At 71.8% G+C, this 15,159-nt stretch carries 14 protein-coding genes and 1 other RNA gene; 4 read left to right on the plus strand and 11 right to left on the minus strand.

Annotation, left to right across the window (positions count from 1 at the left end):
- Nucleotides 1-4: 4 nt before the first annotated feature.
- Nucleotides 5-1,147: a hypothetical protein gene (locus tag AB0924_RS06565; RefSeq protein WP_358930349.1), complete on the minus strand. Its 1,143-nt coding sequence runs from the start codon at nucleotides 1,145-1,147 to the stop codon at nucleotides 5-7.
- 159 nt (nucleotides 1,148-1,306) lie between these two features.
- Nucleotides 1,307-2,275 carry a LysR family transcriptional regulator gene (locus tag AB0924_RS06570; RefSeq protein WP_358930347.1) on the minus strand — a complete coding sequence of 323 codons (969 nt, stop codon included), beginning with the start codon at nucleotides 2,273-2,275 and terminating at the stop codon, nucleotides 1,307-1,309.
- A 97-nt stretch (nucleotides 2,276-2,372) separates the two neighbouring features.
- On the opposite strand from AB0924_RS06570, the gene AB0924_RS06575 reads away from it, so the two are divergent.
- The 3 genes from AB0924_RS06575 (at nucleotide 2,373) to AB0924_RS06585 (ending at nucleotide 4,684) form a co-directional block, all read left to right on the plus strand.
- Nucleotides 2,373-3,635, plus strand: a complete 1,263-nt coding sequence (locus AB0924_RS06575) for an MFS transporter (RefSeq protein ID WP_366910808.1) — start codon at nucleotides 2,373-2,375, stop codon at nucleotides 3,633-3,635.
- 84 nt (nucleotides 3,636-3,719) lie between these two features.
- Complete coding sequence (locus AB0924_RS06580) at nucleotides 3,720-4,388, plus strand: trimeric intracellular cation channel family protein (protein ID WP_358930343.1); 669 nt, start codon at nucleotides 3,720-3,722, stop codon at nucleotides 4,386-4,388.
- On the plus strand, nucleotides 4,385-4,684 hold the full coding sequence (locus AB0924_RS06585; protein WP_366910809.1) for a M20/M25/M40 family metallo-hydrolase: 300 nt from the start codon (nucleotides 4,385-4,387) through the stop codon (nucleotides 4,682-4,684). Before AB0924_RS06580 ends, AB0924_RS06585 begins: the two co-directional genes overlap by 4 nt.
- A 131-nt stretch (nucleotides 4,685-4,815) precedes the next feature.
- Here AB0924_RS06585 and ssrA read toward each other — a convergent pair.
- The 5 genes from ssrA to ftsE form a co-directional block, all read right to left on the minus strand.
- Nucleotides 4,816-5,202, minus strand: a transfer-messenger RNA (tmRNA) gene (gene ssrA, locus AB0924_RS06590).
- Nucleotides 5,203-5,338: 136 nt separating this feature from the next.
- Nucleotides 5,339-5,818, minus strand: coding sequence for an SsrA-binding protein SmpB (gene smpB, locus AB0924_RS06595; RefSeq protein ID WP_358930339.1), 480 nt, complete (start codon nucleotides 5,816-5,818; stop codon nucleotides 5,339-5,341).
- 56 nt (nucleotides 5,819-5,874) lie between these two features.
- Nucleotides 5,875-7,053, minus strand: coding sequence for a S41 family peptidase (locus AB0924_RS06600; RefSeq protein WP_366910810.1), 1,179 nt, complete (start codon nucleotides 7,051-7,053; stop codon nucleotides 5,875-5,877).
- A 68-nt stretch (nucleotides 7,054-7,121) separates the two neighbouring features.
- The gene (ftsX, locus tag AB0924_RS06605; protein ID WP_358930335.1) at nucleotides 7,122-8,039 is read right to left on the minus strand and encodes a permease-like cell division protein FtsX; all 918 of its coding nucleotides are present in this window, start codon (nucleotides 8,037-8,039) and stop codon (nucleotides 7,122-7,124) included.
- A 44-nt stretch (nucleotides 8,040-8,083) separates the two neighbouring features.
- Nucleotides 8,084-8,773 carry a cell division ATP-binding protein FtsE gene (gene ftsE / locus AB0924_RS06610; protein WP_020940379.1) on the minus strand — a complete coding sequence of 230 codons (690 nt, stop codon included), beginning with the start codon at nucleotides 8,771-8,773 and terminating at the stop codon, nucleotides 8,084-8,086.
- 231 nt (nucleotides 8,774-9,004) lie between these two features.
- Between ftsE and AB0924_RS06615 the strand changes: the two genes are divergently transcribed.
- Entirely contained in the window at nucleotides 9,005-9,196 is a 192-nt protein-coding gene (locus AB0924_RS06615; RefSeq protein ID WP_199210755.1) for a hypothetical protein, read from the plus strand.
- A 94-nt stretch (nucleotides 9,197-9,290) separates the two neighbouring features.
- Here AB0924_RS06615 and AB0924_RS06620 read toward each other — a convergent pair whose 3' ends face one another.
- The 4 genes from AB0924_RS06620 to AB0924_RS06635 form a co-directional block, all read right to left on the minus strand.
- Nucleotides 9,291-10,106, minus strand: a complete 816-nt coding sequence (locus AB0924_RS06620) for a hypothetical protein (RefSeq protein WP_366910811.1) — start codon at nucleotides 10,104-10,106, stop codon at nucleotides 9,291-9,293.
- Between the two features lie 290 nt (nucleotides 10,107-10,396).
- On the minus strand, nucleotides 10,397-11,503 hold the full coding sequence (gene prfB, locus AB0924_RS06625) for a peptide chain release factor 2 (protein WP_358930329.1): 1,107 nt from the start codon (nucleotides 11,501-11,503) through the stop codon (nucleotides 10,397-10,399).
- Between the two features lie 177 nt (nucleotides 11,504-11,680).
- A complete protein-coding gene (locus AB0924_RS06630; protein WP_366910812.1) occupies nucleotides 11,681-12,907 on the minus strand; it encodes a serine/threonine-protein kinase in 1,227 nt (408 codons plus the stop codon).
- 174 nt (nucleotides 12,908-13,081) lie between these two features.
- Nucleotides 13,082-14,767: a serine/threonine-protein kinase gene (locus AB0924_RS06635; RefSeq protein WP_366910813.1), complete on the minus strand. Its 1,686-nt coding sequence runs from the start codon at nucleotides 14,765-14,767 to the stop codon at nucleotides 13,082-13,084.
- Nucleotides 14,768-15,159: the final 392 nt, after the last annotated feature.

The raw sequence follows: 15,159 nt of genomic DNA on the forward strand, positions 1-15,159 counted from the left end.
CTGATCAGAGGTGCGGACGCGGGGCGGTCGGGTCGAGTGCGCTGTGGGCCTCGGGTCCCGTGCCACCGGCGGGGGAAAGTGAGGGTCCGGGGGAGGCACCGGTGCCCGCGGTGGACGAGTCCGGGGGCGAGCCGGCCGGTGATGCCGGGGAAGTGGACGGGTGCCTGGTGCCGCCGACGACGCCGGCGGACGTGCCGGCCGTCGGCGCCGCGTCGGCGGACGTGCCCGAGGTACCGGGGGCGGAGCTCGACAGCGAGCCGGCGCCCGGCGCGGTGCCGGAGCCCGCCGTCGGGGACGCGACGGGAGAGGCCGCGGGGCCACCGCTCTCCGGCGCCGGATCCGCCGAAACGCTGGGCAGCGGCGGGGAGTCCACCTGGCTGGCGGGCGCGTTCGCGTCCTGGCCGGGCACCGGAACCCACGGCGCGTCCGAGCTGCCCGAGAACAGCGTCGCCACGATGACCACGGCGTACCCGGCGCAGGCCAGGCCGACGATCATGCCGAGGCGGCGGAAGGTACGGCTGCGGCGGCCGGACTCGTCGACGAAGACGGGGCCGTCGGCGGTCTCGCGGCCGGTGCCGTGCGCGGTGCCCGGGGCCGCGGTCAGCCGGCCGTCGCCGAGCTGGACGGCATCCATCTGGACCGTCACCTCGTGCGGGTCGTGCGTGGGGTCGGAGGCGGTGGGCTGGGTGGGAATGGAGGGAAGGGGCTCGCCCCAGGGGTCGCGGAGGGACTCCGCGGTGCCGGGTCCGGTGTGGCCGCCGACCCTCACCCGGCGCAGCACGGTGGTCTGTTCGGGGTCCGGGGCGGGAGTCGCACCGCGGTCCGGGACGCGGCGGAAGTCCGCGGCCGCACGGTCGTTGCGGGCCCGCGGGAGTACGGCCGTCCCGTCGGCCTCGGTCCGGGCGGCTCGACCGCCCCGGAGTATCCCGGTCGCCGGGAAGGCGCCGGCACCGGGGGCGTCACCGGTCTCCGGGAACGCCGTGCCGGCCGGGTGACCGCCATCCGGAAGGCTGGAATCGGCGTGGCCGCCGCCCTGGAGGGCGCCGGTCTCCGGGAACGCCCGGGTGTGACCCGGTACCGGGTGTTGCCAGGGCGCGGATGTGACTTCGGGCCACTCCGGTTGGGCGTCTTCTCGCCACTCTTTCACGTGCGCACATCCCCCCACGGGACAGTTCCGGGTGCGCATCGACACCGAGCACCCGCCGTTCGAACCAGGCCCCCACCCAGCCCGAGCGCCCCCTTTACCACACCGTGCTCGGGCCATGAATGTAGCGCATGCGGAGGTTGCGTGTTCGCCACGTGCCACCTAGTGGGCGCTCATCACATCATCATCCACGGCTGGAATCCATCGGTCAGTGGGCCGCCGGAGCCACCCTTCGGCCCGCGCGATGTCGCTCGCGGCCCTGCGGAGCGCCGTCAGTCCGGGATGGACCAGCCCTTTGCGCCAGACCAGCGAGACGGGTGAGAGCGGAACCGGATCGACGAGCGGCCGCAGCACCGAACGGGGCATGGCCGGAAAGTCCACCACGGCCAGGATCACGTTCCGGGTCTTGGCCATGATGCGTTCGAACTCCTCGTCACCGACCGGTAGCGGAAGGGGTGGAGCAAGTCGGATGCCGCGTCCCTCGAAGAGGTGAAGTGCGAGGTCGGTCCACTCCCGGGTGCGCGGGTTCCCCGCCCCGGCGTACACCGTCTCCCCGGCCAGCGCCGCCAGCGGGACCTCCGGCAGGGCGGCCAGCGGGTGGTCGTCGGGCAGGACGACGGCCATCGGCTCGTAGCGCACCGGCTGCTGTTCGAGCCCCGACCGCAGGGCCGGGTCCAGCCCCGCGAAGCGCCCGAAGGAGACGTCCAGCCGGCCGGCGAGCACCTCGGCCGCCGCCCCCGTCAGACCGCTCTCGTAGCGGGCCATCAGCTCGCAGTCGGGGGCGAGTTCCCGGGCCCGGTGCAGCACCCGGCGGCCGGTGAGCAGACCGGCGGAATTGAGGTCGACCAGCAGCGGCCGGGCCTGGCCGAAGGCGGCGAGCAGGTCGTCCTGGGCGGCCAGCACCCGCCGGGCGTGCGGCAGCAGCCGCTCACCGTCCGCGGTGAGCGTCACCTGACGGGTGGTCCGTACGAACAACTCCGCGCCCAGCTCGCGTTCCAGCCGCCGTACGTCCCGGCTCAGCGCCTGCTGCGCCACGTACAGACGAGCCGCGGCCCGGGTGAAGTGCAGCTCCTCGGCGACGGCGACGAAGGCGCGCAGCAGGCGCGGTTCTATGGCGGCGGGAGCGGGCATGGCGGCGAATCTACAACCCGGATTCACAACGCGGGTGCGTGAGTCGGCACCGAGAAGGTGTTGGACCGGGTGATCCACTCCGGGCGACCGTTGAGTCATGCCGCGACAGACCACCGAAGACAGCCGGATACCGAACGAGCGGTGCGAAGAGCGGGAGACGGGGCAGCTCCGCGGATACCGGGGGCTCTTCTCCCGCCCCGGCACGCTCGCCTTCACCGCGGGCAATCTCGTCGCGCGGCTGCCCATGGGCATGTTCAGCGTGAGCGCGGTCGTGATGATCGCCGGAGCCCGGGGCTCGTACGCCCTCGCCGGCGCCGTCACCGCCGTCGGTCTCGCGGCGACCGGGGTGGCCGGGCCGTGGATCGCGCGGCTCGTCGACCGGCACGGCCAGGCCCGGGTCGCCGTACCGGCCACCCTCGCGGCCGTGCTGGGCAGCCTCGCCCTGCTGCTGTGCGTGCGCTGCGGCGCCCCGGACTGGACCCTGTTCGCCGCCTACGCCGCCACCGCCGCCACCCCCAACATCGGCGGCCTGTCCCGCGCCCGCTGGGCCCACCTGCTGCGCGACGACCCCGCCGCCCTGCACACCGCCAACTCCTTCGAGCAGGCCGCCGACGAGCTGTGCTTCATGCTGGGCCCGGTGCTGGCCGCCTTCCTGACCGGCACGTTCTTCCCGGAGGCGGGCACTCTCGCCGGGGCCGTACTGCTGCTGGCCGGCATGCTGCTGTTCACCGCGCAGCGGGCGACCGAGCCACCGCCACTGGCCCGCTCGAAGGCGCGGTCGCCGCTGCGCAGCCCGGGGATTCCGGCACTCCTGGCCTGCTTCGTGGCGACCGGCGCGGTGTTCGGCTCGATGGAGGTCGTCACGATCGCGTACGCCGACGCCCAGGGGCACCGGGCGGCGGCCGGTCTGGTGCTGGCGTTGCAGGCGGCGGGCTCGTGCGCGGCCGGCCTGCTGTACGGGGCCCTGAAACCGGCCGGCCTCGGCCTCCCCCGCTGCCTGCTCGCGATGGCCGCCCTGATGACCCTGCCCTGGCTGACCGCCGCCGGCACCGGTTCCCTCGTGGCCCTGGCGGGTGCGCTGCTGGTGGCGGGCATGGCTACGGCGCCGACGATGGTGACCGCGATGACCCTGGTGCAGGCCCGCACCCCGGCCGACCGGCTCAACGAGGGCATGAGCCTCGTCGTCACCGGACTGCTCACCGGCATCGCCTGCGGCTCGGCGGCCGGCGGCTGGGCGGCCGAGCACGGCTCACCGGCCACTGGCTTCGCGGTACCGGCGATAGCGGCCGCCGTGGCCCTGGTGATCGGCTCGTCGCGGCTGCGGACGGGGACGGCCGGGCAGGCCGCGGCGGCTCGGTAGGCGGGCGCTCGCCGGGCGGGTGCGCGCTCCGGCTGGTTCGATGGTCGGGGCGACGGTGAGGGTGAGGGAGGGAGGTGCTGATGCGTGGCCGGCTGGTTGTCCCCGGAGAACGTGACCGAGGTGACCCGGGTGCTGGACCTGAGCGGAGTGTTCGCCAACGGGACACTCGGCGGGGTGCTGGCGCGGAGCCGCCGGCTGGACCTCTTCGGCTTCCTGGTCATCGGTATCGTCTCCGGTCTCGGCGGCGGAATCCTCCGCGACACCCTGCTGCAGCACGGGACGCCCGTCGCCCTGACGGACTACACCTATCTCACCGTGGCCACCGCCGGGACCCTGCTGGCCTTCGTCGCCGACCTGAGCCGTCACACCTCCGGCTGGACCTTCAACCTGCTCGACGCGCTGGCGCTCAGCGTCTGGGCGATCGCCGGGGCGCAGAAGACCCTCTCCGTCGGACTCGGCTGGCTGCCCGCCGTGCTGCTGGGCACGATCACGGCGGTCGGCGGCGGGGCCATCCGGGACTTGCTGCTGGCCCGTACCCCCGCCATCTTCGGCGGCACCCCCCTGTACGCGACCGTCGCCGTACTGGTGAGCGGGGTGATGGTCCTCTGCAACCGGCTCGGTGCGCCCACCCTCGGCATCCTGGCCGGGATCCTGGTGGGCGTCTCACTGCGGCAGGCCGCGCTGACCCGGGGCTGGCGGCTGCCGGGCAGCCGTGACTGGCGGCCCAGGGCGGCACGCGGCCGCGGCCCGTGACCCGGACGGGCCAGGGGCCGGGCGACGGACGGACTGCGGGACGGGCGGGGGCACCACCCACCGGAGAACAGGGAGCACCACACAGCCGGGAGGTGCCGGTGGCGCCCGCCTGCGGACATGACATGCACGTCACCTGTCTGCTGGGCGCGGCCCAGCTGCTGGCGTCCGCTCGCGGGGCGTGGCCGGGAACGCTGGTGGCCCTGTTCCAGCCGACCGAGGAGCCCGGTGACGGCGCCGACCGGATGCTCGCCGACGGGCTCACCGATCTTTCGCGGCTCGCCCGGCAGACCGCATGACAAAGGCCCCGCCGCTCGGAGCGACGGGGCCTGTGCCCACATGGGATGAGGGGGTCCGGGGGTCATGCCCCCGGAGATCCCGACGAGACGGACCGAACTCGCGCATGTTGCGAGCACGGTCCACCTCCGTCTCGTGGAGATGGCGGGAATCGAACCCGCGTCCAACGGTGCGGAACCAGGGCTTCTCCGTGTGCAGTTCGCTTCGCTTTTCTCGGCCCCGGCGATCACGCGAACAAGTCGCCGACGGGCTCAGTCACTGTTTGATTTCCCTCTTCACCCCGTGACCGGGATCAAGGTTTAGTCCCCTAGTCGATGCCAGGATCCGGGACGGGAACAAGCCCGGGCTGACACTCCCTTGAGAGCTTCGCTAGCTGCTAATTAGGCAGCGAGGGCGAAGTGGGAGGAATCGCGCTTGGTGTTGGCGATTATTGTTTTCGGCCTGTGGTTTACGAGATCATGGCCGCTTCCTCGACACGCTTCCCCTGCTTCGACATCCGCTGTCGAAACCGATCATCCCCATGTTGATTTTTCAATCCCCTCCGTGGAGGGCCCTCCGGAGAGGGGGCTCGCACCCTCTGTGGGGTGCGCTGCCATCGTACGTGACCAACGCGGTTCGGTGCCAGCCTATTCCCGCCGGTGGCGCCGGTCCGGTGACTAGCCCCGCTGCTTGCGCCGCACGGCCGACATCGCGCGGTCCGCCTCGCGCCGGTCCTGCTTCTCGCGCAGGGTCTGGCGCTTGTCGTACTCCTTCTTGCCCTTCGCCAGCGCGATCTCGACCTTGGCGCGGCCGTCCTTGAAGTACAGGGCGAGGGGCACGATCGTGTGACCCGTCTCCTGGGACTTCGCCTCGAGCTTGTCGATCTCGTCGCGGTGCAGCAGCAGCTTCCGCTTGCGCCGGGCGCTGTGGTTGGTCCAGGTGCCCTGGCTGTACTCGGGCACGTGCACGTTGTGCAGCCACGCTTCGTGACCGTCCAGTTGCACGAAGCCGTCGACCAGCGAGGCCCGCCCCTGGCGCAGCGACTTCACCTCGGTGCCCATGAGCACGAGACCGGCCTCGTACGTGTCGAGGATGAGGTAGTCGTGCCGCGCCTTCTTGTTCTGCGCGATCAGCTTGCGCCCTTTTTCCTTAGCCATAGTGCCGACCATTTTCGCACCATGGAGGGGGTGCGGGGGAAGTGCATTAAAGGGGGCTACGACGGGTCGCCCAGGCCGCCCAGGACCGTCTCGGCCCGCCGCAGCGCCTGCGGCCCCGCGTCCAGGTCGGGGGTGATGCCCCGGCCGTCGACCGCGCGGCCGGACGGGGTGCGGTAGTGGCCCACGGTCAGCTCGGCGACCGAGCCGTCGGGCAGCCCGGTGGGCATCTGGACGGAGCCCTTGCCGAAGGTGCGGGTGCCGATCACGACCGCGCGTCCCCGGTCCTGCAGGGCGCCGGTGAGCATCTCGGCCGCGCTCATCGTGCCGCCGTCGACCAGGGTGACCAGGGGCCGGTCGGTGTCGCCGCCGGTGTCGGCGTGCAGGGCGCGCTGGGCGCCGTCGACGTCGTAGGTGGCGACCAGGCCGCCGTCGAGGAAGGCGGAGGCGGTCTCCACGGACTCGGTGACCAGGCCGCCGGAGTTCCCCCGCAGGTCGAGGACGATGCCGGCGCCGGCCGGGGCGCGGTGCACGGCGGCGCGCACGAAGTCGCCGGAGCCCTTGGTGAAGGCGGCGACCTTGATCACGGTGATCCGGCCGGGCAGCTTGTGGACGGTCACCGGGTCCGTGGACAGCCTGGCCCGGCGCAGGGTCTCGGTCCACGCGCGGGTGCCGCGCCGGAGGCCGAGCGTCACGGTCGTACCGGCGGCCGCGTCCTCGGCGTCGCCGCGGAGTAACGAGACCACGTCGGTGACCGGCCGCCCGGTCACGTCCGTGCCGTCGACGCTGCGCAGCCGGTCGCCCTTGCGGATGCCGGCGCCGGCCGCGGGCGAGCCGGGCCGCACCCGGGTCACCTCGATCCGGCCGTCCGGCTCGGCCCGCGCCCACAGCCCGGTGCCGGTGTACTGGCCGTCCAGGGCCTCCTGGAACTCCTGGTACTCGTCCTCGGAGTAGACGGCTCCCCAGCGGTCCCCGCTGCGGCTGACGGCCCGCTCGGCGGCCTCCATGGGCGACTTGCCGTCGGCCATCGCCTTGGCGGCGGCCCGCCGCACGGCCTCGTGACGGGTGGCCGAAGGCGCCGGCGCCGAGGCGGAGTTGGTGCCGGACCGGGCGCCCTGGCCGGTGTCCGGGAAGGAGCCGGTCGCGGCGCCCGCGACCAGCGCGCAGGCGAAGACCAATGTCAGGGCGGCCCCACGGCCGGTGCGGCGGGGCTGACAGAACGGGTCACGGCCTGACATGGCGGTGAGTCTAGGACAACGGCGAAGGGCCGTACGGACGGACGCCCGTACGGCCCTTTTGGGATGCGTCACACCTTCAGGTACTTGCGCAGCGCGAAGAACGCCGCCAGAGCGGGCATCAGCACACTGGTGGCGAGGATCAGCGGCAGCTTGGTCAACACCGCGTCCCAGCCGACGAAGTTGATCAGCGTGAGCTTGTCGGACAGGGCCATGCCGTGGTCGATCGTGAAGTACCGCCCGACGACCAGGAAGATGCATGCGAGGCCACCGCCGATGAGTCCGGCGACCGCTGCCTCCATGATGAACGGCGCCTGGATGTAGAAGCCCGAGGCGCCGACGAGGCGCATGATCCCGGTCTCACGCCGACGGCTGAACGCGGACACACGCACGGTGTTGACGATCAGCAGCAGCGCGACGAGCAGCATCAGCGCCATCACACCGAGCGCCGCCCGGTTCATCAGGTTCAGCAGCTGGAAGAGGTTGTCCAGGATGCCCTTCTGGTCCTGCACCGACTGCACGCCGTCACGCCCGTTGAACGCGGTCGCGATGACCTGGTACTTCTGCGGGTCCTTGAGCTTGATGCGGTACGACTCCTGCATCTGGTCCGGCGTCAGCGAGCCGGCCAGCGGGGAGTTGCCGAACTGCTCCTTGTAGTGCTTGTACGCCTCGTCCTGCGACTCGTAGGTCACCTTCTCGACGATGGTCATCTTGCCGAGGTCGGTGCGGATCTGCTTCTTCTGGTCCTCGGTGACCGCACCCTTGGCGCAGTTGACGTCCGACTGCGCGTCACTCTTGTTGCACAGGAAGATCGAGACGTTGACCTTGTCGTACCAGTAGCCCTTCATGGTGCTCACCTGGTCGCTCATCAGCAGGGAGCCGCCGAACAGGGCCAGGGACAGGGCGACGGAGACGATGACGGCGAAGGTCATCGTCAGGTTGCGGCGGAGACCGACACCGATCTCCGACAGGACGAACTGGGCGCGCATGGCGTCGGATCAAGCCTTTCCGTGGACGTGACTGGGGCGGCGGGTCAGTGCTGGTAGCCGTAGACGCCGCGGGCCTGGTCGCGGACGAGGCGGCCCTTCTCCAGCTCGATGACGCGCTTGCGCATCTGGTCCACGATGTTCTGGTCGTGCGTCGCCATGATGACGGTCGTGCCCGTCCGGTTGATGCGGTCGAGCAGCTTCATGATGCCGACGGAGGTCTGCGGGTCGAGGTTGCCGGTGGGCTCGTCCGCGATCAGCAGTTTGGGCCGGTTGACGAAGGCCCGCGCGATGGCCACGCGCTGCTGCTCACCACCGGACAGCTCACCCGGCCTCCGGTCCTCCTTGCCGCCGAGCCCGACGAGGTCGAGCACCTGCGGCACGGACTTGCGGATCTCACCGCGCGACTTGCCGATGACCTCCTGCGCGAAGGCCACGTTCTCGGCGACGGTCTTGTTGGGCAGCAGGCGGAAGTCCTGGAACACCGTCCCCAACTGGCGGCGCATCTGCGGCACCTTCCAGTTGGAGAGGCGCGCGAGGTCCTTGCCGAGGACGTGCACCTGGCCGTGGCTGCACCGCTCCTCGCGCAGCACCAGCCGCAGGAAGGTCGACTTGCCGGAGCCGGAGGACCCGACGAGGAAGACGAACTCGCCCTTCTCGACCTCCAGGGAGACATCCCTGAGGGCCGGGCGGGTCTGCTTGGGGTAGACCTTGGAGACGTTGTCGAATCGGATCACGGATGCACCACGGGTCGCCGGGGGTAGATGAGCGTGACCATACGCGAACCGGGAGTGCGAGCGCAGGGCCCGGTCGCGGTTGGTTGCGGCTTGTGTGTTTTTGTACGCACGGGATTCGGGCTTCTTCGAGAGCCCGCGCTCTTTGCGGGGGAACCTGGCACAGTGGAGGGGGAACGTTCTGGTTCCCGTGCGCGTTGTACGGGTGATGGCCGGTGCGAGGAGGGCGAGCGCATGACGTACGACCGGTTGGTGTGCGCGAACTGCGCGTCGCCCGTGAGTGAGGGCCGGTGCCCGGTGTGCCGTGCCAACCGCGAGCGACTGCAGCAGGAGGGCTTCTTCGCGGGGCTGAACCCCATGGCGCTGATCGCGCTGCTCGCGGTGCTGATCGCCGCGGTGGCGCTGCTGGCCCACCAGACCGCGTAGGAAGACCGGACAAGACGGCCGAAGGGCCCGGAGCGAGAAGCTCCGGGCCCTTCGTGTTGCGCGCTGTGTGCGGAACGTCGCCGTGTGGCTACGTTCAGGCGGCGGCGCCGCCCCGGCCGTTCACCAGCCGCGGCAGGAAACGGAAGCCGATGCCGCCGGCGATCATCGTCGCGGCGCCGACCAGCAGGAACGCGGTCTGTCCGGCACCGGTCTCGGCGAGCTGCTTGTCGCCGCCCTGAGCCGTGGTGTCCGAGCCGGTGTCGGTGAGGGCGGAGGAGCCCTCCTCCTGGGAGGCGTTGTCGTTGCCGCCGCCCTGAGGGGTGTCACCGCCGGTGGTGGAGCCGGTGGAGCCGTCGCCGCCGGTGGTGCTGGAGCCGCCACCGTTGCCGTTGCCGCCACCGTTGCCATTGCCACCGGAGTTGCCGTGGCCGCCGCCGTTGCCACCCGAGTTGCCATTGCCACCCGAGTTGCCGTTGCCACCGGTGCTGTCGTCGCCACCGGTCGTGGTCGTACCGCCGTCCGTCGTGGTGCCACCGGTCGTGGTCGTACCACCGTCCGTCGTGGTGCCACCGGTCGTGGTGCCGCCGTCCGACGTGGTGCCACCGATGGTGACAGTGCCACCAATCGTGGTACCACCGTCCGTGGTGCCACCGGAGGTGACGGTGCCACCGTCACCACCTTCGGTCACACCGACATTGGCGCCGCCGTCGGCCGTCCCGCCATCGGCGGTACCCCCGTCGGCCGTGCCACCGTCTGCCTCACCCTCGGTGCTCACACCAAGGGTGATCGGCCCGGCCTGGACTCCGAGGTCCAGGGCCGAGGCGGCACCCGCTGCGGTGAGCGAGGCGCCGGCCGCGATCACGGCGCCGGCGGCTATCCGCGCGACCCGGATCCGCGTCTTCTTCGTCATGTGGTTGCTACCCCCAGTAGCTGTCGTCAATTAGGCGGCGCGTGGGGCTTGCCGTGATCGACGGAGGCAGCCGTGACGAGATCTGCGTCAATTCCCCCGGTTCACATGCGCCCCAGAGATACGCATGCCACGCTTCACCCTTCCGAGTTTTCTGAGCATCGTCAAGGCCGTTGCGGGCGCAATGTCCGACGGAGCGGCGTTTGCCGTGACTTGGAAGCCGTGAGTGTGATGTAAAACCCAGGCAAATGACAACTGCCGCCTCGAGGGCGGCAGTTGTCATGTCGACAAGGTTACTTCTCCTGCTGCTTGCGCCAGCGAATACCGGCCTCCAGGAACCCGTCGATCTCGCCGTTGAACACGGCCTCGGGGTTGCCCACCTCATGCTCGGTGCGCAGGTCCTTGACCATCTGGTAGGGGTGCAGCACGTAGGAACGCATCTGGTTGCCCCAGGAGTTGCCGCCGTCGCCCTTGAGGGCGTCCATCTTGGCCTGCTCCTCCTGGCGGCGCCGCTCCAGCAGCTTGGCCTGGAGGACGTTCATCGCGGTCGCCTTGTTCTGGATCTGCGACCGCTCGTTCTGGCAGGAGACGACGATGCCGGTGGGGATGTGGGTAAGGCGCACCGCGGAGTCGGTGGTGTTCACGCCCTGGCCGCCGGGACCGGACGACCGGTAGACGTCCACTCGCAGCTCGGACTCGTCGATCTCGACGTGGTCGGTCTGCTCGACCACGGGGAGGATCTCCACGCCCGCGAAGGAGGTCTGGCGGCGGCCCTGGTTGTCGTAGGGCGAGATGCGCACCAGGCGGTGGGTGCCCTGCTCGACGGAGAGGGTGCCGTAGGCGTACGGCGCCTGCACGGCGAAGGTGGTGGACTTGATGCCCGCCTCCTCCGCGTACGACGTCTCGTAGACCTCGGTCTTGTAGCCGCGCTGCTCGGCCCAGCGCAGGTACATGCGCTGGAGCTTCTCGGCGAAGTCGGCGGCGTCGACGCCACCGGCCTCGGCGCGGATGTTGACGAGGGCCTCACGGGAGTCGTACTCGCCGCTGAGCAGCGTCCGGACCTCCATCTCGTCCAGCGCCTTGCGGACGGCGGCCAGCTCGGACTCGGCCTCGGCGCGGGTGTCCGGGTCGTCCTCCTCCTCGGCCATCTCGAAGAGGACGGCGAGATCGTCGATCCGGCCGCGCAGCCCTTCCGCCTTCCTGACCTCGGCCTGGAGGTGGGAGAGCTTGCTGGTGATCTTCTGCGCCTCGTCCGGGTCGTCCCACAGGGACGGCGCGGCCGCCTGCTCCTCGAGCACGGCGATGTCTGCCCTCATCCTGTCGAGGTCCAGGACGGCCTCGATCGACTCCATGGTCGAGGAGAGGGACTTCAGCTCTTCGGATACATCGACGACTGCCACGCATCCAGCGTAACGGCTCCGCCGAGCGGCCAGAGCAGGGTGGCTCGGCCGGGCCTGTGGGCGGCCGGTGCCGTCCGCGCCCTGCGGGGTGCCGCGCCCCCGGGCCCCCGCCCCGGCCCTGGCGGCCTCGCCCTCGGGCGCCGGACGGGCCGCCTCACGCGGAGCGGCGCCCGCGGGTCACGGCGTCGACGTGCTGTGGGTGCCGGCCGGGGGCTCGTCGTCGCCCGATGTCGCCGCCCACGCCCCCAGGCCGATGGCCGCGGCCAGGACCACCCCCGCCACGCCCAGCGTGATCCGGCGCCGCCGCATCGCGGCCCGGTGCCGGGCCGAGCCCGGCCGGGGCGCGCCCGCCGCGCGCGGTGCCCGCGCCGTGCCGTGGGCTCCGCCCGCCAGCTCGTCCGGTGCCGGCACCCGCATCGAGGTGTGGGTGTCCCGGTTGGAGTCGGGTCTGGCGCCGGGCACCAGGGACACCGCGCCCCGCCGCCGTACCGGCTCCTCGCCGGCCGGGTCCCGCACCACCTGGTCCTGGGCCTCGTCGGCGGAGTCCGCGTCCGGCTCGTCCACGTCCAGCGGCGGCATGCCGGCCAGCAGGGGCAGCTGCTCCCGCAGCCGTACCGCCAGCTCCGAGGCGCGCAGCCGGGAGGCGGGCGCCTTGGCCAGGCACTGCACGAGCAGCGCCCACAACTCCTCGGGGATGCCGGGCAGCGGTACGACGGTCTCGGTGACGTGCCGGCGCAGCACCGCGCCGGGGTGGCCGCCGCCGAACGGCGTGAAGCCCGCGAGGAGTTCGTAGAGGACCGTGGCCAGCGCGTAGATGTCCACGGCGGCGCGCGGCGGCAGGCCCTCGACGATCTCCGGGGCCAGGTAGTCCGGAGTGCCGATGATCTTCGTGGCGCGGGTCCGCTTCGGGGAGTCGATCAGCTTGGCCACGCCGAAGTCGGTGAGCAGCGCCGGGTGGGACCCGCCGGGGCCGAGCGGGCCCTGCATGTCCAGCAGGATGTTCTCGGGCTTCACGTCCCGGTGGACCACCCCGGCCGCGTGGGCGGCGGCGAGCCCGTCGGCGACGTCGGCGACGATCGCCACGGCCGACTCCGGTGCGAGCCGACGCTCGCGCTCCAGGCGGGTGCGCAGGTCGGTGCCGCGCACCAGGTCCATGACCAGGGCCAGGTCGTTGCCGTCGACCACCAGGTCGCGCACGGACACGATGTGCGGGTGCTCCAGGCCGAGCAGCGCGGTGCGCTCCTGCACGAAGCGCCCGACGAGTTCCTGGTCGGACGCGAGGTCCTCACGCAGCAGCTTGATCGCGACGGGCCCCTCCGGCCCCTCGCCCAGCCACACCGTGCCGGCGCTGCCCCGCCCCAGGATCTGGTTCGCGGTGTACCGGCTGCCGATCTTCCGTGCCAAGACTGCTCCTACCGACGCGTGTTGTCGCCGCTGCGTCATTCCAGGGGACGGCCCCCGGACCCCCAGCCGACAGACCAGGACCCCCGGGCGACAAAACTACGCGTCGAGCGAGCCAACCTTCACCGTCGAGGCGGAAATCACCCGCCGGATGTCGACAAATTCCCAAACTCGCGTTCAGTTGCCGTTGCCGGAGGAACTGTCGAGCTGCTTGATCCAGTCGCTCACCTGACCGGCCCAGTCGCTGAGCTGGGACCAGTAGCCCCGGCCCTGGCCGACCCAGGTGTGCAGCGGGGTCAGCTCCCAGACCAGCCAGCTCGCGACGACCAGGATGACGATCGTGAACAGGCAGCCCTTGAGGCAGCCGAGTCCGGGGATCTTCATCGGGTTGGCGCCGCGCTGCCGCGGCGCCCGGGGCTCGCGCGCGGGACGCTGCGGCTCCGGGGCGGGGGGCGCGTACCGCTGCGGCTGCCGTTGCGGCTGCCGCTGCGGGGCGTACTGCTGGGGCTGCTGGTCCGGGTAGCCGTATCCGGCGTGCGGCTGCTGCCTGCCGCGCGGCTGCGGCTGCTGCGGGCGTCCCTGCTGGGCCTGGCGCTGCTGCTGCGGCCTGGCGACCTGGCGCTGGGGCCGGCGGCGCAGCGGGTCCTCGTCGGGGTCGAGGTACTGGACCTGCGTCTGCTCGTTGCGGTCCCGGGCGGCGCGAAGCTGGTTCTGCCAGGGGTGCGGCTGGTCCGGCTGCTGCCCCTGCGGGCCGGTGTTCGGCAGCACCGCCGTGGGGTCCGCGGCGCCGGTGTTCGGCATTACGGCGGTGGGGTCGGCGGCGCCGGCCGGACCGCCGGTGTGCGGCAGCACGCTGGTCGCGGCGTTGGGGTCGTACGCCCCCTGGGGCGCGTTCGTCGGCAGCACCTGGGTGGGGTCGGCGGCGCCGGGCTCCCCCGGGACGGCGGCCGGGGCCGGGTCGGGGGCGAGCAGGGCCCCCACGCCCTCGGCCGCGGCGATCTGCGCGGCGTTCGCGTGCACGCCGACGCCCTCGGCGACGACCCGCAGCCCGCGCGCGAGGTTCTCGGCGCTGGGCCGCTCGTCGGGGTTCTTGCGCAGGCAGCGCTCTATGACCGTCCACAGCGGGTCCGGGACGGTGGAGGGGCGGCGCGGCTCGGCGCTCAGGTGCTGGTGCAGCACTTCGAGGGCGCTGCCGCCGGAGAACGGCGGACGGCCGGTGACCAGCTCGTACAGCAGGATGCCGGCGCCGTACACGTCGACGGCGGAGGTCTGCGGTCGGCCCTCGGCGGACTCCGGCGCGACGTACGCGGGCGTGCCGACGAACTCGTGGGTGCGGGTCAGGCCCGGGGAGTCGGCGAGGCGGGCGATGCCGAAGTCGGTCAGCATCGGGTGCATCCGGCCCTCGTACTGCTGGAGCAGCACGTTGGCGGGCTTCAGGTCGCGGTGGACGACGCCGTCGGCGTGGCTCGCGGCGAGGGCGTCGGCGATCTGCGCGGTCATCAGCGCGGCGGCGACGGGCGTGAAGGGACCGTTCTCGCGCAGATAGCGGTGCAGGTCGGGGCCGTCGACGAGGTCCATGACGAGGGCCAGGAGATCGCCCTCGACGACCAGGTCGCGGACCCGCACGATGTTCGGGTGGGTGAGCCGGAGCAGGACGGAGCGCTCGCGCAGGAAGCGCATCACGATGTCCGGGTCGCTCGCCAGTTCCTCCTTGAGGACCTTGATCGCGACCGTCTCGCCGGGCTGGCCGGGCACGGCCGCCTCGGCACCCGCCGTCTCGCGCTGGCGGGCACGCCAGACGGTGCCCGTGGCGCCGCGTCCGAGCGGCTCCTCGAGCAGGTACTTGCTGCCGACTGGCCGCACGTCACGCGCTCCCTGCTGCTTGCTTGCCGATTCTGGTGTTCCGACCCACTGTAGTGCCGGTCCACAGGGCACTACGTAAGCGTTCCCGACGATGTTCGCCGGTCCGCCCGGACCTCGCCTGTCGGGGTCGTGGCTCCAGGGGTTTTTGGTTCGAAGGGAAGACGCTCGCCCCGGCCCCCTGGTTGCCAGGTGCCGTACGTGACCGATCTCAACTGATCATCGGCGCACTACTGGTCAGGCACTTTTGGGGGCAGAGCTGACCAATCAAGATCACTTGGCACCGGGTCGTGGGCACGTTGTCAGTGACAGGTGCGAGGATGCGTGCAGTACTGGCCGACGTGCTCGTGCGGGGGGTGGGGTAGTCCGCGCCCGGGCAGAAGGGACCGCTGACG

It is taken from the genome of Streptomyces sp. NPDC047869, assembly GCF_040704065.1.
Classification (GTDB): Bacteria; Actinomycetota; Actinomycetes; order Streptomycetales; family Streptomycetaceae; genus Streptomyces.